Consider the following 21,886-nt stretch of genomic DNA (forward strand, 5'->3'; position numbering starts at 1 on the left):
GACAATGGCGGGTGGGTGCACGTGCACCCACCCGCTTTCCGCATTCGGAGGACTTATGACGACGCCCCCCAGCGACCTGCGCAAGGTCCACATGCTGCTGACCTACATCCTGTCAGAGTTCGACCGGGTGTGCGGCCAGATCGGCGTGGACTACGCCCTGTACGGCGGTAGTGCCATCGGAGCAGTGCGCCACGGCGGTTTTATCCCGTGGGATGACGACATTGACGTCTTCATGCTCCGCCCGGACTACGAACGATTCCTGCGTGAGGCTCCCGCACATCTGTCTGAAGGTTTCCGCATAGACAACCAGACGAGCGTTCCCAGATACCACCTGCTGTTTTCCAAGCTGGGCTTGACAGGAACGGTTTTCCGCTCGCAGGGCGAGGTGAACCCGGACTACACGCCGCCGATCTTCCTCGACATTTTTCCGCTCGATACGGTGCCCGCGGACGCCAAGCGTTTCCGCTCCATGTGCCGCAAAACCTGGTGGTGGGGCCGCCTGCTGTTCCTCTCGGGCATTCCGACCCCCGGATTGCCCGGCATGGTGGCATGGAAGCGCTCACTCATTCACGCGGTGACACGGAGTGTCAACCTCGCACTACGCACCGCGCAGATGTCGCCACGCGGACTCTATGCGCGGTGGGAGAAGGCGGCACGCAGCGCCGAAGGCGAAGCAACGGGCACCTATGCCGATTTCACGATGCGTGACCCGTGGAATTGGACCGTGCACCGCGATGAGTTCCTCCCCACGCGCCGCGTCCCCTTTGAGGCAATTGAGGCCTCAATCCCCCACGATGTCGACGCCCTGCTCACTCGCGGTTACGGCGACTATATGCGCGTCCCAGATCCGGCGGATCGGCGCACGCACCTACCGGAAACGCTAGAGTTTGGTCGTTTCGACCCCGATCAGGGCGGGGTGCCGGATCTTCTGGCTTCCCGCGATGAGGAGAATCCTCGCCCGGAGCCTACGACCGGTCAGGAGCAGTAAATGCGTATCGCTTTCATCGTCAACAGCTACCCGCCGCGTCTGGGTGGCTTAGAGTCGCACATCTACCACCTGTCGGTGTCCCTGGCACAGCTGGGGCATGACGTGTACGTGTTGACTATCTCTGATAAGCCGGGGCATCGACAGGAAGAGGGCGTCGATATTCGCACCGACCGACGTCACTTCCCGGTCGCGGACATCATCAGCTTCCCGGCCCTGGGCGCGACCCGCGCGATCGCACGCTTCCTCCGCGAGCACCACATCGATGTCGTCAGCGTGCACACTCGTTTTTTCCCCATGAGTTTCGTTGGGGTGCGTGCCGCACACAAAGCGGGCATTCCGGTCATTCACACGGAGCACGGTTCCGGTTTTGTCGCATCCTCCTCTCCGATCATCGCTCCCGCATCGCGCGCGGTCGATGTGACGATGGGCCGTTACGTGCTGCGTCATGCGGATCGCGTGCTGGGCGTGTCTGAGCAGGCCGCAGCCTTCGCGTCGCGGCTGGGCGGCGTTCATGCGGACGTGTTTTATAACGCGATTACTCCCCCGCAGCCGCACGCGGAACCGATCGAGGACCGCCACCGTCACCTCGTATTCGTGGGCCGGATGGTGCCCGGAAAGGGATGGGACACGTTCATCGAGGCCGTGGCACAGCTGCGCGCGCAGGGGCAGGAGGTGACGGGCGAGCTGTTGGGCGCTGGCGCTGATCTCGATGCCGCTCGCGAGATGATCGCTGCCAAGGGGCTCGATGGTGTCGTGTCTGCACCCGGTCGCGTGAGCGCAGACGAGGTCCGTGGCCGCTTGGCGGGAGCAACCCTCGTCAATCCAACGGTCCTGTCGGAGGGGTTCCAGACGACCCTGCTGGAGGCACTGGCAGAACGAGGGCGCGTCGTCACATTCACGGTGCCCGGCGCGCAGGTCCTCGCAGACCAGGGTAACCCCGTGGTCATCACCGCCGAACGCACGCTTGAATCTCTTGTGTCAGCCCTGCGTGACTTCTTGAACAATCCGCCCGCCCTGGGGGATCCCAGCCTCATCGACGCGTGGACGTGGCCGGTACGAGCCCGCGAGTATGCGAGCATCGCCGAGTCACTGTTGGATGGCCACGCGCCACACTCCCCCGCTCATCTCTGACGTCCACCCCTGTTTCCCGAGGAGCAGTCATGCCATTTATTAGCGTCATCATCCCCGTCTACAACGCACAGGAGTTCCTACCGGGCGCCCTGGAGTCCATCGAGACGCAGGATTTTGCGGACTGGGAAGTGATTCTCGTTGACGACGGGTCGACGGATGGCTCACCCGCCCTGTGCGATTCCTACGCCCAGCGCGACCCGCGTTTCCGCGTCATTCATCAGGAAAACGCAGGAACGAGCGCAGCACGCAACACAGCCCTGAAGGCTGCGCAAGGCGAGTACATCACGTTCATGGACAATGACGACTGGTGGCGCATCCCCGAGGCGCTCACGCTCGTTCACGAGGCCCTCACAAGGCGCCCCGTTGATCTGCTGTGGCACATGAGTGCGCGCGCCAACCCGGAGGGCACCGAGATCACGGAAGCCGAACCCACGTCGATCGCCTCCACGATTGATTCGCTGAGCACGGACGAGGCAATCCGAACAATCATCGACAACGAGCTGACGACGAGCGCCGTGTGGACGAAGGTGATCCGCCGCGACTTCTTGACCGAACACGGCATCGTATTCCCGTCAGGCATGCGCAACGAAGACACGGATGTGAGCGCTCAGATTATCGCGCACATCGATTCCGTGGCCTGGCTCGACCAGCGTTTCTACGTGTACAGGATGGGTCACCCCTACGCGCAGACCTCGCATTCACTGGCCGTCTCGACGGTCGACGACCTGGAGCACGTACTGCGCTCGAATCTGTCCGCCGCTCGTTCGCTATCCGAGGGACGCCGCGGCGCACTCATGGCATTCCTGGCACGTCCGATGATGGTGTGGGTGGGTCAGGCCTCGGCCCTGGGGCTCCTCGACGAGAAGAAGCACGGGCAGCAGGCGCGCCGCCGCAAGGCGTTCATCAGCCAGTTCTTCCTTCCCCTCGTCTCGCAGTCGCGCACCCGCGAAGCTCGTATCGCCCAGTGGGCGTGCCGTCTGCTGGGAGTGCGCGCCTGCGCACAGCTGCTCGGTGTTCAATTCCGACGCATGCATCCCGAGCTGGTCGCCCACTCCACGACCAAGTAGCGGCCCGCTCAGCGGGCTCGCTTCCTCGCGTCATTCACCGAAGGGAGTGTCCGCCACCCACTCGACAGACCGCATGTGGGCGGGCGGGCGCTGATCCTCGGGCGGGACCTCACGCCAGTTGCCGTAGTAGTCCTCGAGCAGCTTCTCGGCCTGCGCAGGAATCGCAAACTCGCGTCCCTCGAAGCTGGCAGTACGCGTCGGGAAAAGCTCCTCAGGCCGGATGATATTACGGCTCATAATGTCATCGAGGAGCAGAACGTAGCGCTCGTTGTCCGGATTCTCAACCGACGAACGGTGGCACGCGCGGGCAAGCTCATCCTGTCGACGAGAGATGGCGTACAGGTCAGCGAAGCGGGTCACCGGATAGAGCATGTACTTGATGATGCGGCGTGCCGTGGAGGTTGCGTAGCGCGGGTTAGACGCCGCGATGTACTTCCACCACACAAGTCGGTGCCCCCTGCGTGCGGCACGATGCACGGCAGGGTCAGTAATGTCGACGCGCTCAAGTGGGAAAATATCCACCCACAGCCCGAGGTTTCCGGCAGATTCGTCCAGGAAAGACTCAACCGCCCGGGTTCGGGTATCAACGAGCTTGCAGTAAGAGTTAATCGAGGTGCGATCACGATAACTGACGAGGCTGTAGTGCTCCCCGAGAGCCCCCTGCTGCCACAGCTCGTAGAGCTTCTCGTAGTCATCGCGGGGCATGTAGACATCAATGTCGTCATCCCAGGGGATGAACCCACTGTGGCGCATCGCCCCAATGAGAGTGCCGTACGCGAGCGCATAGGAGAGCTGGTGCTCGCGGCACACGCGGTCCAGTTCTGTGAGAATGTCCAGTTCAACCGCCTTCACCTGGCGCGCCTCAAGCTGGGTCATGGAGCCTCTTTCATCGTTCATCCGATGGCTTACGAACTGCCCTCTAGAGTAGTACAAGCTGCGGGCGAGAGGACACACGCGTACGTGCCCGCGCAATTGCCGGTCACGGGAGCACGATCGCGCACCCCGCCAGATCTCCGTGCGGCGCGAGGCCTGCCCGCCCGCTCGCCGTCCACGCGACCCACCCCGCCAGACCTCCGCACGATGCGAGCACACGTCTTGCTTTCTGTGGCTGCTCTATGCGCCGGTGGGCGACAGACCTCCGACCGCTGCCTTCACACAACGAGCTTCGCTCGGCACACCACCGCCAGACCTCCGCGCGACCCACCCCGCCAGACCTCCGTGCGGCGCACCCCGCCAGACTTCCGTGCGGCGCAAGCACACGTCTTGCTTTCTGTGGCTGCTCTATGCGCCGGTGGGCGGCGGCCCGCCCGCGAGATCGCCACACGCGAGCCTTACGGCTCGGAATGATCGATCTCGAGGCCCGCCCTGGCCCTGCCGCCGCCCACCGGCACCGCAGCCACATTCCCCAGCAGGCCTCGCGCCACCCTCCAGTCGGGCGACCATGACCACCGGCACCGCAGCCACAATCCCCGCAGACCACACACCACCCACCAGTCGGGCCGCCGCCCACCGGCACCGCCGCAAGCTCGCACCACAGGTTCTCAGCGGGACAAAACTCTCCCTGCTCAACACATCAGCCCAAGCAACGGGACAAAATTCTCCCTGCTCGTCGTAAAACGCTCATTTTGGCCTGTTTTACGCATGCAGGGAGAGTTTTATCCCGGATATGACATCCATGGCCCCCAGCAGGGAGAGTTTTATCCCGGCATCCTGGTCGCTCATGGGCCACACCCAGGATCTGCGATGATCATCCACGTGCTCCTCGCGCGACAGCGCCCATGACGCGCATATGCGGATAGGTTATCGCTACGCGGATAGGTTATTCCCACGCGGATAGGTTAATATGCTATCCGCATGCGCATAACCTATCCGTAACGTCACAACCTATCCATATGTCGCACGTTCATCACCGATCCACGCCGCCCCCACCAGCGCCGTCGCTCGCGGGCGCACGGAGCCCCAACGCTCACACCCTCCTCAATACAACCAACTGGCAGCGAGTCGGGCGACGTGCACTCCGATGTTGCGGTATCGTCATCGACTCTCCTTTCCGTTCAACAGACGGGTGTGCCCGGTGGAGCAGCCTCCCCACCGGGCACACGAACGTGAATTATTCGTTCTCAGGAGTAGTCCTTCTGGAACTTCAGCTCCAGTTCCTCCAGCGAGTGGAACTTCGTCTCGGGGACAACCTTCCAGTAGAAAAGGAACGAGAGGAAGTTAATGGCCGCGAAGATCGCGTACGTGCCAGCGCCACCGACGGTCGCCATGAGCGGCGGGAAAACAACGGCAACGAGCGCGTTGGCAAGCCACAGCGTACCCACCGCGATACCGAGGGCAGTGCCACGGACGGCGGCAGGGTATATCTCGGAGACGAGCACCCAGGACACCGTTCCGGACTGCTTGATGAACACGAAGATGCAGACGATGCCAAGAACGAGCCAGGGCGCGAAGGTCGGGGCGCCGGAGATATTTCCCTCGCCATCCAGGTAGGGGCTGATAAAGACTGCAAACACGGCAGACAGCGCAGCCAGAGAAATCGTGATGCCGAGTTCCTGATACATGCCCACGTGACGGCGAGCGAATCGGGCGACGAGCCACAGGCCCACGGCGGAACCAATCGCGGAAATACCACCGGAAACGACGTTCAGGGTGATGGCGTCTTCCATGGGAACGCCGGCGGCGTTGAGGATCTTTGGCGTGTAGTACATGGCCGTGTTGATGCCGGTCAGCTGGTCGGCGATGCCCAGGACGATACCGATGTAGAGGAGCTTGCGAGCCCACTTCACGGTGAGGATCTGGGACAGCGACCAGTTTTCCTGAGCAGACTCTGCACGCTGGACATCGAGCATCTCGTTGATCTCGCCAGCGACGTCATCCTTCTTTTCGTCGCGTACACGCTTGAGGGAGCCGATGGCCTCGACAATGCGCAGATTGGCGGCGTGCCAGCGCGAGGACTCGGGCACAGTGCGGATACCGATCCACAGGGCGATGGCGGGCAGCGAGCACAGGATGAGCATGTAGCGCCAGGTCAGACCATTTCCCGTGCCGGCGACATCCGCAATATTAACGGCGGCCTGGACGGTCTCCCACGCAACGGACGTGCCAGCGTGGCCGAGCACGTGCCCGGAGGCATCCACGGCATCACCGGTCAGGGTGACGGAGGGACCACCCTGCATGTGAGCGATGACAGCGTTCATAGAGAAGGCCAGGAACTGGCCGAAGACGATCATCATCTGATCCGTCGCGACAAGGAAACCGCGCAGCCGCTTGGGAGCAGTTTCGCTGAGGAAGACGGGAACCGTCGCGGAAGCACCACCAACCGCGAATCCAAGGATGATACGCGCCAGGTAGAGGACCCAGATGTTCGGGGCAATCGCGCAGCCGATGGCGCCGAACAGGAAGATGATGGCGAGCAACGTGATGTTATGGCGGCGACCAAAGCGGTCGGAGAGGCGTCCGCCGAAGAACGCACCGGCCGCAGCACCGATGCACAGCAGGCCGCCGACCCAGCCTTCTTCGAAGGTGGTCATGTTCAGACCACCGGCACCTCCGGGCATGTACATGTATGGCAGGGCGCCAGCGACGACGCCGGTGTCATAGCCGAAGAGGAGAGAGCCCAGCGTCGCGATGGCGGCAATTGCGCCCAGGGAGCGCTTCGCACCGGAAGCAGGGGTCTTCTCGACGAGCTCGCGCACCCTGTCGGGTGTGTAGTCGTCAATCGTTGGAGTGTGTGGCATATGGTTCTCCTCTGCACTTCCTCGTCGGAGCGATCCGGATGAACGAGACAGCATCCATAGCATAATGCCGCGCCCGTGCGCGAACCGCTTCCCGGCAGATATAACGCAGGCCGCGATCGCCCCCTGAGGATATCAAGGCCGAGGCCCCCGCGAGCACCTCGTCGCCGACGCGCTCACGCCCACGCCAATGACTGTATGGCATGGAGAGCAGGAACGGCATCCCTACTCCTCCACTCAGGAGGCTGCACCTTCAGGCGTTCAACGCCGTCAGGCGCACGGCTCCCTTGTAGGCTTCGTTGCTGGCGGGTGAGCCTTTCGTGGCTTTCTCACTTGTCCATGGGGAGGCGGGACCTCTTCCTGGTGTACCCAGGTCGCGCGGATCCAGTGGTGCGCCGGATCGTCGGGGGCGAACTGCACGAGGCACTCGTTCGGGCCTGCCATGACGTTCAGGTCGTACGTGTCGTAGCCGGGGGCTGCGACGCAGGTCCCGTGGTAGCCGTGGGGCACGGGGGCAACATCGCCGTCGTGGACCTCGCAGCACGGGCCGACGCGGACCTGGCTCTTAGCCTAGTAGGCGACGTCTTCACAATATGCGCTGTTTTGGACTGGAAAGATATCGATACCTGAACGTCCATTGTCAGAATGCCGACATAGTGGCGGCCAAAGAACATGAGTGGGGCCTTCCCCTCCATCCGGGTAGCCCGTGAACCTGATGATCCAAGGGCACACTCGACAAACAATCGTCACGCTTTGTCCGCACAATATGCGACAGAACGTCATCCCCCTCACCAACATCAACACTGATACCATGTAACCATATTGAATTAACACGCAGTCGCGCCGCACATGAAGGTTTGACATGTCCAAAACACCGCGCAGCTCGGAGAATGCTCCCTACGTTCCGGACATTACGCTGGACCGTTCTTCTCCCGTGCCCCTGTACTTTCAGATCTCGGAGCCCATCGCACAGCTCATTAACTCCGGAGCACTGCCTGCGGACACACGCCTGGAGGACGAGCTATCGATGGCGGCGCGGCTGCACGTCTCTCGCCCCACGGCACGACAGGCACTCCAGCGCCTCGTCGACCGCGGCCTTCTGACGCGCCGTCGCGGCGTCGGCACGATCGTCTCGCCGCGCCACGTCCACCGTCCCATGGAGCTCACCTCGCTCATGCGCGACCTGGTCAACGCAGGCCACAAGGTACACACGACCATTCAGCGTTACGAGGCACGTCCGGCCTCAGCGCAGGAAGCTGACATCCTCACAGTCGCCGAGGGCGCCCTCATTGTTCACATCGAGCGCACGCGTTTTGCCGACGATGAGCCGATCGCAGTTCTCACGAACCTCATCCCCGCCGACATTGCCCCAACTATGCAGGAGCTCGAATCCGGTTCCCTGTACGACCTCATGCGCGAGCACGGGGTCATCCTGGCTTCTGCACGCCAAGTGATCGGTGCGCGTAGTGCGACGGTGAAGGAAGCGACTCTCCTGTCGGAGCGTCGCGGCGCGGCCCTGCTGACAACGCAGCGCACGACATACGACCCCTCGGGACGCATCGTGGAATACGGCGATCACATCTACCGCGCATCGCGCTACTCCTTCGAAGCCAGCCTTTTCGCCCAATGACAAGGCATTGACACTTTGTCCCAACGAATTGTCGACAGCAGGAAGTCTTCTCCGCAGACTTACAATTTGCCATGAGGGTCGGAAGCAATCACAAAGGAACGCTTCTCACCATAGCCATCGAGCACACCCCCAGAGCCCCTTCTGGGCTCCGGGGATAGCCCGCCAGCCACCCGGTGGAACGATTCGTCGGATCCGGCCGAGCTCGTACAGTCGATCGCCTTCGGAGGCGTCGGCACAACCCGCAACGCTACCGTTGTCTGCACCTATATCAACCGGCACCCTGACGCGTACCTGTCTTGAATCGCGGAGCTCGCCGAGGCAACGACCGAGCCCACCGAGTCTGAGATCGAACGACAGGTCGTAAACGAACTGTTACTCGAGGCTACCGATCTCCTCGAACCCACCTTCGCGGTCAAGAACAGCCGCAACAGCAGCCTGTCCATACAGACGTATCCGCGCGTGGCCTGCAGCATTCGCCGCCCATACCAAGGAGCTACACAGCCCCACACCGCCCCCACACTGCGACAAAGAGCGCAGAAAAATGTCAAGGACATCGCGAACGAACTCTAGTTTTAGACTCGCATGCTATATAACTCCCGAGCAACCTGCTTAACATAACGCCCGTAATTCCCATCAGGATTTCTCGTTTCAGCAACTCGCTCCACCTCAGCAAGGCATGAATTCAGTCCTGCCTGAGGACTACTATCCCCCGGCCCCATACATCCACCCTGTCGCCGATGCGAAAGAACAGCGATCGTGTCAGGCGAAAAATTAGCTTTAATCCACTCACATGTCATAATCAACGCTTCACAATCACTCAACGCTCGTTTAGATTGCTCCTGCGTTACCCCAAAGCTCATCGTCACTTTATGCAGCAACAGACCCGACACAACACGTTCACATCGCCGCATCCATCTCGGCCTTTCCCCAACCTCAACCATGACAATTGCAGCAAGAAGGCACCACGGAACCTGTTTCTCATCAGCGATGGTTCGTAGCTGCTCCCATAGATCCACACCAACATCTTCTCTAACCAATTTTAGGCGTTCCGTAATACCCAAATTATCAGGAGCTCGACTAGCTTTGCGCGTCCCTCGATAAATGAGCGCAACAAACAACGCTGTCCATGCAGCAGAAACAAATTCCTGAGGCTCTGGAACAAACGGCATCAGAATTTTATACAGCAACACACACAACGCTCCCACAATGAAGGAAACAACTATATCAATTACTTGCAGCACATAGTGAAAGGGAGCACCTTTCAGATCACTTCGGACCCTATCGAAAATTGAGCGAACTGAGGACAAGACGGAAAATGTAGACACACATGCAATATAGGCAGACTGTCTACAAACCCCCACCCGTTCTGCAGTAACAACAACACCAGAAGTTACCACAAAGACAGGCAACACTCTAAAACCAACATACTGCAACGCCACTTTCCCTTTGGCACGCTGCAGCTTGGAGACGTTATACAAATATGATTCAGGTTCTTCTTTTTCCACCATTGAGTAGAATATCTTGAGCAGGACACCACCGAAGATTCCTAGGAGGATAGATAGTATAAGACCAAGCATGCATGACTCCATTCGACACAATCAGAAGATTTGACCGAATCTAATCTGATGAATATACCTTCAGCTCGATTATCCTCTTGCGTGTAGCGTTTTGTGTACATTTCGTGTTCAAAGTTCATAGAGAAGAAGCTGGTATCACTCCAGGACTTCGCTCAGCGCCTCATCCAGGGAAACTTCCGCTCCGGCGATCATGTCTTCCAGGTTCTCGAGCGTGTAGTGCGAGGGGCCCGCCAGGAATGCGACCATTGCGCCGACGTCAGAAGCGTCCACTCCCATGCGGGCCGCCCACGCGCGCTGGTACAGGCGCAGCTGAGTCACGAAGTAGGCGACCTTGTCAGGCTTGGTCGTGGCGGTCACCGGGCGGCCGCTCTTCCAGTCGACGACCAGGTAGCGCAGCCCATCGCCGTGCACGCGCTCGAACACGGCGTCGATGCGGCCCTGGACGGACACGCCGCCTACCTCCACCGAGAAGGCCTCCTCAATCGCGACGGCACGGTAGTCCGCGAGCTCGTCCGCAAGGAACGCGCGGAAATTCTCGCGCAGCCGCTCAAGGCGCTCGCGTTCACCATCCGTCAGCAGAGCCTCCTCTGCCCCGTCGTCACTGCCGGCCAGCGCGGCGTCCTCGCCGGCACCGACATCGGCGGTCGCTGCGATCTCCGAGGCCGGATCCGCGCTCGCGAGGTGAAGCTCGCGCTCCACCCACGCGTGAAACACCGTGCCCAGCGCGGAGAACGAGCTGGGGCGAGCAGGCATGGGTCGGCGCATATCTCGCGCAAACTCATCCGCGTCCTGTAGGAGCGCCGACACGGACGTCGCGGGCACGCGCTCGGCCCACAGGTCGACAACCGGCGTCTCCAGACCCAGGTGGTACTCCTCGATGAGGGCGACCGTATCACGCACCGCGGGGTCATCACCCAACTGCGCCAAGGCCTCGTACACGTCCTGGTCCTGCGCCAGATCGCGGATCTGCGCCTCGACGGCCTGCGCGGCCGCGGCGACCCGCTGGCGAGAGGGCCCAGGTTCCTCCGGGAAGGTCTCGAACACCCGCGCACCCGCGCCCTGATCACTGCCCTCCTCGGCCTGAGGGACAGGCATCATCAAGCATCTGCCCTCCCCCACCGAGGACTTCACGGCGTGGTCACGCCACCGCCCGTTGGACCACATCTGCGGGGCTTCGATGGCACCGACCGTACCCGACGAGACACCAGGCGTGTGCTCAAAGAGCTGGGCGCTGGCATCCATCAGGTAGCGCGACGGATGCGTCACCTTCTTATTGAACCCAGACATCCAGGAGCCCACCAACAGCTGAGCGCTGCGCGCACGCGTCATGGCCACGTAGGCCAGGCGACGCTCCTCACGCTCCGCGTGCTCCCCGAGGGAAGCACCGTACTCGCCCTCCAGCCACTGCTTGAAGGCAGTCGACGGATTCTTTGCCCCCTCAACGTCGAACTCAAAAGGCGGCAGATCTGCTCGATCCCCTCGCAACGGATGCGGCAACGAGCCGGCGTCGGTCACCCATGCCTTGTTCGTGGGAGGATCATCCGTCCACGGTCGGCTCTTGCTCTTGTGCAGGGGGAACGAGCCATCGGCCAGCCCAAACACCACAACCCCATCCCATTCAAGGCCCTTCGAGCCGTGGACGGTCAGGATCTGCACGGCGTTCGGGTCCGGTTCGCCCAGCGGTGCATCCAACCCATCCTCGCGTTTCTCCGCCATATCCAGATACGCCAGGAAAGACCCGAGGGACGCACCCGGGGTTTCCTTCTCGTAGGCCGCAGCGACAGAAATGAACTCATCGAGCGCCGCACGCCCACCCATCGACAGCGGATCCGCGATCACATCGTCCAGGGTGCCCATGATGAGGATCGCCCGCTCGACCTGCTCTGTAATGGAACGCCCCACACCCTCGCGAACCTGCCGCAGGCGTTCACCAAGCAGCCGCACGCGGCGCACGGCCTCCTCGCTGATCGCGGGCCGCCCCTCGGCCGCCCACCCGGGCTTCGGAGGGGAATCCACCGCATCCAAAAGGATCGCCTGATGAGGGTGAACACCCTCCTGACGTGCCAGGAAACGTGCCCAGTCGCCCAGCGCCATCAGGTCGGCTGCACCCAAGTCAATGCCAGCCAGCAGGCGAGCCAGCCACGGGGATGCCTCCACGTCGTATGCCAGTTCCAAGGCGGCGCGCACATCCTGCACGGCAGGCTGATCGAGCAGACCACCCAGGCCCACGATCTCCGTCGGGATCCCAGCCTCACGCAGGGCATCGTCGATCAACGGAAAGTCCCGACGCTGCCTGCTCAACACGGCGACGCTGCGCCGCTTGCCGTCCTTAACCGGCTGCGAGCGCACCCGCTGCACGAAATCGACCATCGCGCCGAGCGCCTCATCGTAATCCTGCGTGAAAGCAATGTCGACGGCTCCGGGCCCCGCCCCACCCCTGGGAACCAGGACGGGGGACTGCGCCTTGAGCTCCTGCTTGCCCACCTGGAAGGAGGGCACCTCCCGCAGGGGTGCCGCCACCCTGTTCGCAGCCTCCAGGATCGACACATCGTTGCGCCACGCGGTCGACAGCGTGAGCGTCTGTCCTTCTTCGGACGTGCCCGTCTGGAAACGATCCAGGAAGGACTCCAGGGACGAGGCCGAGGCTCCCCTCCAGCCGTAAATCGCCTGATTCGGGTCTCCCACTGCGGTGACCGCATGATCTGCGAAGAGCATTGACAGCAGGTCCATCTGGATCACCGAGGTGTCCTGGAACTCGTCGAGCAGGACCGCACGGAACTCCTCGCGCAGGGACGCACGAACCGCCGGTGCCTCGCGCACGATGCGCGTGGCCAGGACCAACTGATCAGAAAAATCCAGGACGCCCATCTCGCGTTTTCGCTGCTGGTAGGCGGCGATCGGGCCCAAGAAGGCGATGCGACGCGAATTCACGTCCATGGCCTTACGAGACTCCTTGTTCCCGCGCCCCACCTGCTCGAGCTCGCGTCCAAATTCCTCCAAGACCTCACGCGCACGCTCCACCGTGTAGCCGTGCTCCGAAATTTCGCCCGCGAGGTGCAGGACCTGTCCGACGACGCCAGCCGGTGTGAGCTCATCGTCCAGGTCGGTGGGCCACGACTCGACGATCTGAGTCATCAGGTCGATCGCGCCAGCCTCCGAGAGCATCGAGAAATCGGGGTCGAGGCCGATGCGCATCCCGTGCTCGGACACGATGCGTTCCGCAAAGGAGTTGTAGGTGAGGGACACCGGGTCTTCGTCGAGGCGCTCACGCAGCTGCGGCATTTCGCGCGACAGCAGGCGGATGCGCTCGCGCAGGCGCTCCCCCAGCTCACCTGCGGCCTTGCGCGTGAAGGTCAGGCCCAGGATCGACGACGGGCTCAGGTCCGGGTGGTTGGCGAGGAGCCAGAGGACCCGCATCGACATTGTCTCGGTCTTGCCCGACCCCGCGCCCGCGACGACGAGAAGCGGGCGGCGCGGAGCCTCGACCACGCGCACCTGCTCGGGCGTCGGCGTCTTCGTCGCGTCGACGATTGCCTGGATCTGCAGGGCGCCAAGATTCATCGCGCTGTCCTTTTCCACGTCACTCCACCACCTTGTGGCCGCGCTCGCGTGCCGGGCACAGCCGATCGAAAGAACAGTACGCACAGGCCGTATCCGAGGGACGCGCCTCAAAGTAGGGGCCTCGCGCGGACACAGCGACCTCGCGAACCTTGTCGTGCCAATCCTCCAGGGCCTGCCCCTCGAGGCGCGGCTGATCGAAATACTTCGGCTTATCGTCGCCAAGCAGGGCGATGCGCGCTCCCGCGACCCTCTCGCCCGAGGCAAGCAGGGCCATCTGGTACGCCGCCAGCTGCGGATTATCGGGGACGGTCTTCGCCGAATATCCGCTCTTTCCGGTCTTCAGGTCGGTGACGCGCACCCCCTCGTCGACATGCTCGAGGCGGTCCATACGCCCCCGAATGGTCACACCCTCAACCTGAGCGGACACTGTCTGCTCAACCTCAACAGGTCCGGGAATACCCTCCAGGTAGGAGGCCAGGTTATTCACGATGTCGCGGGCGTGCCGGTCGGCGACTCGCCCCGCCCACGTGTCCAGGTTGTAGCCCAGCTCCTCGATGCGCGCTTCCAGCGCCTCGGTGAGTTCCTCTGGTGTGCCGTGCGGGTGTTCCTCGGCCACGGCGTGAATCAGGGTGCCCAGGCTGGCGGCCGCGTTCGATGGGCCGTCCGCTCCGATCGTGGTGAGGAACCAGCGCAGCGGGCACGCCAGCGCGCGCTCGAATTGCGAGGGAGACAGCGTGAGCTCACCCGCGTACTCCGCGTCAGTCGTGGGCGTACCGCCTGCCCCCAGCCAGCGGTCCGGCTGCGCCGAAAGCACACCTTCGCGCGCCATGAGAGCCAGCAGGGTAGCGGCCAGCTGCGCGTCAGTCGGCTCATCGGGGTTGGCGGCGCGCGCACGCAGGTCCGCGATGTGACCGGACAGGGACAGAGGCGCCTCCACCGTATCCACCGGCACGATGTCGTTCTCGCGGGGCGTACCCGCCAGGCGCGCCACCAGATCGAAAAACACCGAGGGGGCCGCGTCCTCCGAGCGCACCGCTCCGGCGTGCACGATGCTGCACGAGCGCGTCACGGCCGCGACGAACAGGCGATACTCGTCGTCCAAAACCGCGCGCCGAGCAGCCCGCGTCGAGTCGACAAGCTCCTCGCGCCCATCCTCACCCACGGCAACGCGACCCGCGCCCACGTCCGCCAGCAGGTCGGCGCGCAGGATCCGGTCGCGCAGGCGCAGGTTCGGCCAGGCCCCGTCCTGCAGGCCCGCGAGGACGACGACCTGCCAGTGGCGGCCCATCGCCTGCGCGGGAGTGAGGACCTCGACGCCACCGGGGCGCACGCCCACGCGCGAGATGGTGTCGATCGGGACCGAGCCGGCCAGCAGCTCGGACGCGAAGCGTACGGCCGAGCCGGCGGGGTTGCGCTGCTCCCACACGTCGGCGACGCGCAGAAGCGCCACGACGGCGTCCAGCTGGTCGTCGTACCAGCCCGACGATTCATCCGACGCGATAGCCCGTGAGCGCCACTCGCCAGCCACCCCGGAGGCCTCCCACAGGGACCACAGGCGCTCCTGGGGGCGCGCGCTGCCGCTGAGTCCCAGCTCCCACAGGCGTACGGCGGTCTCGAGGGGGCGCGCGAGCATGGCGGCGGCGCGGGCACGCTTACCGCCCGCCTGCTCGGCCTGCTCTAGGGCGGGCCTCCACGTCTGCGGGTCGCTCACGAGGTCGGCAGCCGTCAGCGGGATCGGCGCGGCCTCGTCACCCGCCTCCTCGGCGGCCTGGGAGCGCGCGGCGTTCAGGCGGCGCAGCAGGCGGTGGACGGCGAGGGCGTCAGCGCGCACGAGGGGCGAGGGCAGCAGGCGCTCGGCGAGTTCGCGGCGCGCGGCCACCTCCGTGTCACTCTGTCCCGTCGGCATGGTCACCAGGTCCAGCAGCAGGCGCGTCGTCGGCTGTGTTGCAAAGTCAAAGGCGCGACTGCCTCCCGCGACGGGCACGCCGCCGCGCGCCAGGTAACGGCTGGTTTCGGCAACCATCGACGAGCTGCGCACGATGACGACCTGCTCCGAAAAGCCGATGCCGTCGTGCAGGTGGTGGGCTCGCAGGGCACGCGCGATGAGCGCACCCATCTGCGAGGGCGTGGCACCCAGGTGCGTCACCAGGAGCCCCTGCGGCGCATCCTCCGAGACCCCGGCCTCGCGCCGGGCGGGCGATCCGGACTGAGCGATGCGCGCGCAGGCCTGGCGCGCCAGCTCACGCACGGCACGGGACATGTCGTAGACCTGGCCGAGCTCAACAATCTCAACACCGAGGAGGGAAGCGAGCCTACGGTCCAGGTGCGGCTCGCCGCCGCGATAACCGGCCACTGCCACGTCGGAATCCGAGAAGGCGACGATCCGCGCGCCCGCGTCGCGGCACGCTTCCAGAAGCTTCAGCGTCGAAGGCGTGCAATCCTGCAGGTCATCAACGATCACCACGTCGGGCACCGGGCAGGGCGCCTGCACACCACGGGAGGGCGCGTCCTGCTCCCACGCGTCAATCAGATCGGCCGCGAGCGCCTGGATGCGCGACAGGTCCACACGCAGGGTCTGCGGGTACTCCGGTGAGTGCTCGGGCCCCTCCTCCAGTGCGGCGACGATCGCGCCCGCCCCCTGCCACTCCGGACGGCCGAACCGGGCTCCGGCCTCGGACAGGGCGGAGGCGTCCATCCCAGCCTCGCCCGCGCGAGCCACCAGGTTGCGCAGCTCCGCGCGGAAGGCTGGCATCGCGCGCATCTGCGGGCCAATATCCTCGGGCCACGGCGCCTCCACCGACTCCAGGGCCTCGGCGAGCATCTGATCCTGGGCCGCACCCGTCACCAGCTCCACGCCCTCCAACGGCACGTCGCGCTGGGTGCGCCACGTGGCCACCACCTGATAGGCGAAAGAAGCAGGGGTACGCACCGGGCGCACCACGTCCGGGCCGAGCCCCTGGGCGCGTGGTGTCAGCACGTCGGCGCGCGTGCGATCGGGAGCGAGAATCAGGGCACTGCGCCCCCGGGAGGCCGCCTGCTCAAACACGGCCAAAGCACACGTCGAGCGCCCCGACGACGGTGCGCCGCGCACAATCACGTCGCCCGAGCGCGCCGCCTCCACGACCGCGCGCTGGCGGGCGTTCAGCTCCGGCAGACGCCACCAATCGGCGCCACGGCTGCGCAACCTGACCTGAATTTCGCTCATAACGCAATACTCGCAGACCCCACCCACATCTGCGGCACATATGATGGGCGTGACGACATTTACCAGCAAGGAGTCATCATGGAGATCTTCATCGGCATCCGCGACAACACGCGTCAGCTCGGTCTCGACGTCGACATGACCGAAAGCGAGCTCACGGCCAAGGTTCACGAGGCCCTTGCCGCCACCAACGGTATCCTCGACCTCACCGACACCAAGGGCCAGCGCACCCTCGTTCCCGCCCAGGCCCTCGCATACGTCCAGGTCGCCGACAAGTCCGAACGCCGCGTCGGCTTCGCGATTCACTGAATCGCGCCCAGACGAACGAGGCCGGGGAACCCGAGCGGTCGTGATACCGCCCGAGGAACCCCGGCCTCGTTAATCCTGCGGCCTCAGGCCTTCAGGTGAATGTCCCTCATGCGCTCCCCGTGACGCTTAATCACGTACTCCGTGATCTCGTCGACGTTCTCCGGGGACGCAGCCAGCGACGGGTAGGTGAACAGCGTCGCGCGCACCAGGCCGAGGGCCTCGCCCGCCACGCGGCGACCCCACAGGGACAGACGCGACGACAACTGCTCGTCTGCCTCGATCTGCGGACCCAGGTGTGCGCGCACCCAGTGCCCCTGCTCGAAGGGCCACACGTCCTCGATCCCCTCAAACAGGCCGTGCACCTGCGCGACGCGGATCAGCATGTCGCCCAGCATGCCGCGCGTAATGAACGTCTTGACGGCTCGCTCAGCGAACGTCGTGGGTCGCGTGCGCGCATCCAAGTCATCGTACGCGCCAGAGAACGCGTCACCTGCCGCCAGCAGATCAAAGCCGCGATGCTCGCTCCACACTTCCAGCTGCTGGTAGAGCTTGAAGCACCGCGCCGCCATGCGCGCGTGCTCCACGTGGGCCTCGAACGTGGGGGCCTGCTCGCCATCCTTCGCCAGCCGCGTCATAAACGCGAGCGACGAATAGGCGAGAATACCAAGGACTTCAGCGTCGTCGGCGGGGACGGAATCAAACTCGTGTGCCATGGTTCCAGCATAGTGCCTGACAAGCTCGACGGCCCGCCCTTGGGATCCTGTTCTTCCCGATTTGCGACAGTCCCTGTGACCAGCCCCTCCCCCGCGAACTGCTCCCACACGATTACACTGAAAGACGACCACCGGACGACCGGTCGCATTTTTGAATAAGTAACACGTACGCGCGGACGAGAATCCCCGCGCCAGATAATGCGCGATCGGCACCGACCCCAACCCCGGAATAGCCCGGGAGACAAGGTAGATCGTGACCAACACGAGCACTGAGGCAACCGTGCCCACCCCCGACGTCGACGCCACCGAAAAGGCCACCCCGGCCTCGTCCGTCGAATACTCCGCAGGCGTCGTCCGCCTCGGCAACATCAAGCCCGCAGCCCCCGAGGTCGAAGAGGCCACCCCGGACATCACCGGCAAGGGCGAGGACCTCGACAAGAAGTCCTTCGCGGACTTCGGCGTCACCGACCCCATCGTCGACGCCCTCGAAGACAAGGGCATCACGCACCCCTTCCCGATCCAGGCCCTCACCCTCGGCCCCGCGCTGGACCGCCACGACATCATCGGCCAGGCCAAGACCGGCACCGGCAAGACCCTCGGCTTCGGCATCCCCGTCCTCGAGGACGTCATCGCGCCCGACGAAGAGGGCTACGAGGACCTGCTCAACCCCAACCAGCCGCAGGCGCTCATCATCCTGCCGACCCGCGAGCTCACCAAGCAGGTCGCCCAGGACCTGCGCGAGGCCGCCAAGTACCTGTCGACCCGCATCGTCGAAATCTACGGCGGCGTCGCCTTCGAGCCCCAGATCGAGGCCCTCCAGCGTGGCGCAGACATCGTCGTGGGCACGCCCGGCCGCCTCATCGACCTGCTGCGCAAGGGCCACCTGCACCTGTCCGGCGTCGAAACCGTCGTCCTCGACGAGGCTGACGAGATGCTCGACCTGGGCTTCCTGCCCGACGTCGAGACGCTGCTCAGCCGAGTCCCCGAGAACCGCCACACCATGCTGTTCTCCGCGACCATGCCCGGCCCCGTCGTGGCTCTCGCCCGCCGCTTCATGGTCCAGCCGACCCACATCCGCGCGCAGGATCCCGACGACCAGAACCAGACCGTCAACACGGTCAAGCAGGTCATCTACCGTGTTCACGCCATGAACAAGGTGGAGGTCGTCTCCCGCATCCTCCAGGCCGAGGGGCGCGGACGCACCGTCATCTTCTGCCGCACCAAGCGCACCGCCGCCCGCCTGGGCGAGGACCTGACCGCCCGCGGCTTCGCGGTCGGCGCGCTGCACGGCGACCTCGGTCAGGGCGCCCGCGAGCAGGCTCTGCGCGCGTTCCGTAACGGCAAGGTCGACGTCCTGGTCGCCACCGACGTCGCCGCGCGAGGCATCGACGTCGACGACGTCACGCACGTCATCAACTACCAGTGCCCCGAAGACGAGAAGATCTACATCCACCGCATTGGCCGCACGGGCCGCGCCGGGCACTCTGGTACGGCCGTCACCTTCGTCGACTGGGACGATACGCCGCGCTGGTCGCTGATCTCCAAGGCCCTGGGCCTGGGCGTGCCGGATCCGCTCGAGACCTACCACACCTCCCCTCACCTGTTCACCGACCTGGACATCCCGGAGGGCACGACCGGTCGTCTGCCGCGCGCCAAGCGCACGCGCGCGGGCTTGGACGCCGAGGTCCTCGAGGATCTGGGCGGCTCTGCTCCCCACTCCGAGGGACGAGGCCGGGGCGGCCGTTCCGGGTCGCGTTCGGGTTCGCGTGGTGGCTCGCGTGGTGGCCGCGGTCGTTCGTCGCGTGGTGGTTCGGCTTCTTCCTCCGACGCGTCGCGTTCGCGCGGCTCGCGTCGCGGCTCCCAGGACGGCGATCGCACGCTGAACGCCGGCAAGGGCGGCCGTTCCGACCGCGGCACGCGCGGCCGTGGCCGCGGCGAGCACTCGCAGCGTTCGGGTTCCGGTTCGGCTGGTTCTGCCGGTTCCGCTTCGGCTGGTGCTGAGCGCGCGCCCCGCGCCCGCAAGCGCATCCGCCGCCGCAAGGGCGGCGAGTGAGGCGATAGCAAGTCGCGCTGATACGACATGGGGAGGGGCCCGAGCCGCAAGGCTTGGGCCCCTCCGCTGTTTGGGGCCTCAGGCGCGGCAAGATTCAACCTGATCGGGAACATTCAACCCGTTAGGGAAGATTCAACCCGATCAGAAGAGGTTGAATCTTCCCGATCGGGTGTAACACCTCATCGGCAACAAGCTAGCGCGCGGATTGCCTGGCTGACACTGCACATGTCGGCGTCCACTAGGCCCGGCCGTGCAGCGCTGCACCCGATCCGTCGCGCTGCACCCGATCCGTCGCACTACACCCATTACGTCGCGATACACCCGATCAGAAGGGGTGTAATGCCTACGGATCGGGTGTTTCGCCTCCCGAAACAAGTCCAACCGCGGGCATTTACTCCCGACACACCCAAGCGGCAGCATCAGACGCTGCCAGACAACCTCGAAATACCCGCCCGGCTCCGAACAAGAGGCGCTGCACCCGTTACGTCGCGATACACCCGTTACGTCGCGATACACCCGATCAGAAGGGGTGCAATGCCTACGGATCGGGTGCACCGCTTCATCGATAACAAGCGCGATCGCGGAGAACTTTGCCCAGCGCCGGCCACACCGGCATCCAACAGGACCAGGTCACGCAGCATTGCACTAGATACAGCAGCAATGCACTAGATAGGAGAGCATTGCACTGGCTGCTATCCAGTGCAACGCTGCGCTAACTAGTGCAATGCCACTGGCCAACAAGCCCCGTCGCGGTAAAAGCGGCTCCATAACAGCTCCAACAAGCCTCCAACCGAGCGACAGCTAAAAGTGCTGAACCACTTAGCAACAAGTATCGGTGCGGAGAGATACCTCGACTCTCCAGTTGAAACACGAGGCAACGCAGCTCAGCGGCGATTAAAGAGACGATTCGCGATCGAGAAACACGCGCCGGCGACAAGGCAACTGACGGCAGCACCCATCAGCTGCTTGGGCACAGTAGCATCCGGACCACATGCACTTGCCCACGTTTCCTTGGACTGCACAGGGATAGCCTCACAATCAGTAGCTTCCTGAGACGCACAATTTGACCTCGACAAGGACATTAGAGACAGTTCACTACCATCGTTCTGATTGCCAGAAGAGGCGATGCTCTCACTCGCCGACACTCGCACATCAACGTTATAAAATGTGACAGGAAGGGGCTTTACACTTTTAGCTTCAACAAATTCAATACGCCAGCGAATCATCCGCCTAATAGTTGGGGAAAACACGCCAACAACGAACATTACTGAAAGAGAGGCCGCGAAAGCGATAGCCATCTGAAACAACATTATCCACTTTAGACTCCCTTCTTCGCACTTCATAATGTCACAGTATGCACGGAGAGATGAATAGGATTCAAGCAATGTCGGCATAAGAATACCCATAACAAGCAACACTCCACCGACAGCAGCATTCATCTCAGCACGACGATCCTCGTATACAATCAATATCAACTCGAGTATCGCCCCCATAGCAAAAAGCGGAAGGATAAAGAACGCTTCATAAGCCGACACTAAACGCGGTTCATAAGTCGACGCTATAAGCGATTTATATGACCCAACGTAGAACGATAGTCGTTCTTCTGTGAGAACATGCAGCACATACTGGAAGCATGCTAGAAATATACCAACAAGGATCAGCTGCATCGTTATTCCTAAACACCTGCGCCCCCTGGCATTAAATACTACAGCAGCACCAAAACTTACAACGATCAGAATTGCTTGTTGATAGAGATTGCTATAATAGTCAAGATTCTCCTCACTGACATTCCGGAATATAATATCCCGTGTTCCCGTATAGAAATACGGGATAACACAAAGCAAGATAAGCCAGAACGCCCCATAACGAACTCCGATACGTCTTTGCCGCATCCGTCCAATAACATCTTTTCTCATTCTTA

The 21,886-nt window shown here is 63.3% G+C and carries 14 protein-coding genes; 6 read left to right on the forward strand and 8 right to left on the reverse strand.

Annotated features, from left to right (window positions below; all coding sequences use genetic code 11):
- Window positions 1–55: 55 nt before the first annotated feature.
- From HMPREF1478_RS07145 to HMPREF1478_RS10115, 3 genes are read left to right on the forward strand one after another with little or no spacing between them, the layout of a single operon-like run.
- Complete coding sequence (locus HMPREF1478_RS07145; RefSeq protein WP_016461410.1) at window positions 56–988, forward strand: LicD family protein; 933 nt, start codon at window positions 56–58, stop codon at window positions 986–988.
- On the forward strand, window positions 989–2,119 hold the full coding sequence (locus HMPREF1478_RS07150) for a glycosyltransferase family 4 protein (protein WP_016461411.1): 1,131 nt from the start codon (window positions 989–991) through the stop codon (window positions 2,117–2,119).
- Between the two features lie 29 nt (window positions 2,120–2,148).
- Entirely contained in the window at window positions 2,149–3,186 is a 1,038-nt protein-coding gene (locus HMPREF1478_RS10115) for a glycosyltransferase family 2 protein (RefSeq protein WP_016461412.1), read from the forward strand.
- A gap of 30 nt (window positions 3,187–3,216) precedes the next feature.
- Here HMPREF1478_RS10115 and HMPREF1478_RS07160 read toward each other — a convergent pair whose 3' ends face one another.
- From HMPREF1478_RS07160 to HMPREF1478_RS10435, 3 genes are all read right to left on the reverse strand, one after another.
- Window positions 3,217–4,062 (reverse strand): LicD family protein, encoded by an 846-nt coding sequence (locus tag HMPREF1478_RS07160; protein ID WP_016461413.1) that lies wholly within the window; start codon window positions 4,060–4,062, stop codon window positions 3,217–3,219.
- A gap of 1,244 nt (window positions 4,063–5,306) precedes the next feature.
- Window positions 5,307–6,923, reverse strand: coding sequence for an MFS transporter (locus tag HMPREF1478_RS07165; protein WP_016461414.1), 1,617 nt, complete (start codon window positions 6,921–6,923; stop codon window positions 5,307–5,309).
- A gap of 267 nt (window positions 6,924–7,190) precedes the next feature.
- Window positions 7,191–7,430 (reverse strand): 5-deoxy-glucuronate isomerase, encoded by a 240-nt coding sequence (locus HMPREF1478_RS10435; protein WP_502685337.1) that lies wholly within the window; start codon window positions 7,428–7,430, stop codon window positions 7,191–7,193.
- Window positions 7,431–7,782: 352 nt separating this feature from the next.
- Between HMPREF1478_RS10435 and HMPREF1478_RS07175 the strand changes: the two genes are divergently transcribed.
- Window positions 7,783–8,550: a GntR family transcriptional regulator gene (locus tag HMPREF1478_RS07175; protein ID WP_016461415.1), complete on the forward strand. Its 768-nt coding sequence runs from the start codon at window positions 7,783–7,785 to the stop codon at window positions 8,548–8,550.
- Between the two features lie 572 nt (window positions 8,551–9,122).
- On the opposite strand, the gene HMPREF1478_RS10640 is transcribed toward HMPREF1478_RS07175, so the two are convergent.
- The 3 genes from HMPREF1478_RS10640 to HMPREF1478_RS07185 all read right to left on the reverse strand — a co-directional run bounded on the left by HMPREF1478_RS10640 (window position 9,123) and on the right by HMPREF1478_RS07185 (window position 16,893).
- Window positions 9,123–10,127 carry a hypothetical protein gene (locus tag HMPREF1478_RS10640; protein WP_016461416.1) on the reverse strand — a complete coding sequence of 335 codons (1,005 nt, stop codon included), beginning with the start codon at window positions 10,125–10,127 and terminating at the stop codon, window positions 9,123–9,125.
- Between the two features lie 135 nt (window positions 10,128–10,262).
- Window positions 10,263–13,688: an ATP-dependent helicase gene (locus tag HMPREF1478_RS07180; RefSeq protein WP_016461417.1), complete on the reverse strand. Its 3,426-nt coding sequence runs from the start codon at window positions 13,686–13,688 to the stop codon at window positions 10,263–10,265.
- Window positions 13,689–13,707: 19 nt separating this feature from the next.
- Complete coding sequence (locus HMPREF1478_RS07185) at window positions 13,708–16,893, reverse strand: UrvD/REP family ATP-dependent DNA helicase (RefSeq protein ID WP_016461418.1); 3,186 nt, start codon at window positions 16,891–16,893, stop codon at window positions 13,708–13,710.
- A gap of 78 nt (window positions 16,894–16,971) precedes the next feature.
- On the opposite strand from HMPREF1478_RS07185, the gene HMPREF1478_RS07190 reads away from it, so the two are divergent.
- Window positions 16,972–17,199 carry a DUF3107 domain-containing protein gene (locus tag HMPREF1478_RS07190; RefSeq protein ID WP_016461419.1) on the forward strand — a complete coding sequence of 76 codons (228 nt, stop codon included), beginning with the start codon at window positions 16,972–16,974 and terminating at the stop codon, window positions 17,197–17,199.
- Between the two features lie 83 nt (window positions 17,200–17,282).
- Here the strand turns inward: HMPREF1478_RS07190 and HMPREF1478_RS07195 are convergent, their stop codons facing one another.
- Window positions 17,283–17,912: a ferritin-like fold-containing protein gene (locus HMPREF1478_RS07195; RefSeq protein WP_016461420.1), complete on the reverse strand. Its 630-nt coding sequence runs from the start codon at window positions 17,910–17,912 to the stop codon at window positions 17,283–17,285.
- Window positions 17,913–18,165: 253 nt separating this feature from the next.
- Between HMPREF1478_RS07195 and HMPREF1478_RS07200 the strand changes: the two genes are divergently transcribed.
- A complete protein-coding gene (locus HMPREF1478_RS07200) occupies window positions 18,166–19,965 on the forward strand; it encodes a DEAD/DEAH box helicase (RefSeq protein ID WP_016461421.1) in 1,800 nt (599 codons plus the stop codon).
- An 884-nt stretch (window positions 19,966–20,849) separates the two neighbouring features.
- On the opposite strand, the gene HMPREF1478_RS10645 is transcribed toward HMPREF1478_RS07200, so the two are convergent.
- Window positions 20,850–21,881: a hypothetical protein gene (locus HMPREF1478_RS10645; protein ID WP_148332982.1), complete on the reverse strand. Its 1,032-nt coding sequence runs from the start codon at window positions 21,879–21,881 to the stop codon at window positions 20,850–20,852.
- Window positions 21,882–21,886: the final 5 nt, after the last annotated feature.

It is taken from the genome of Actinomyces sp. HPA0247 (assembly GCA_000411415.1).
In the GTDB taxonomy this organism is placed as follows: Bacteria; Actinomycetota; Actinomycetes; order Actinomycetales; family Actinomycetaceae; genus Pauljensenia.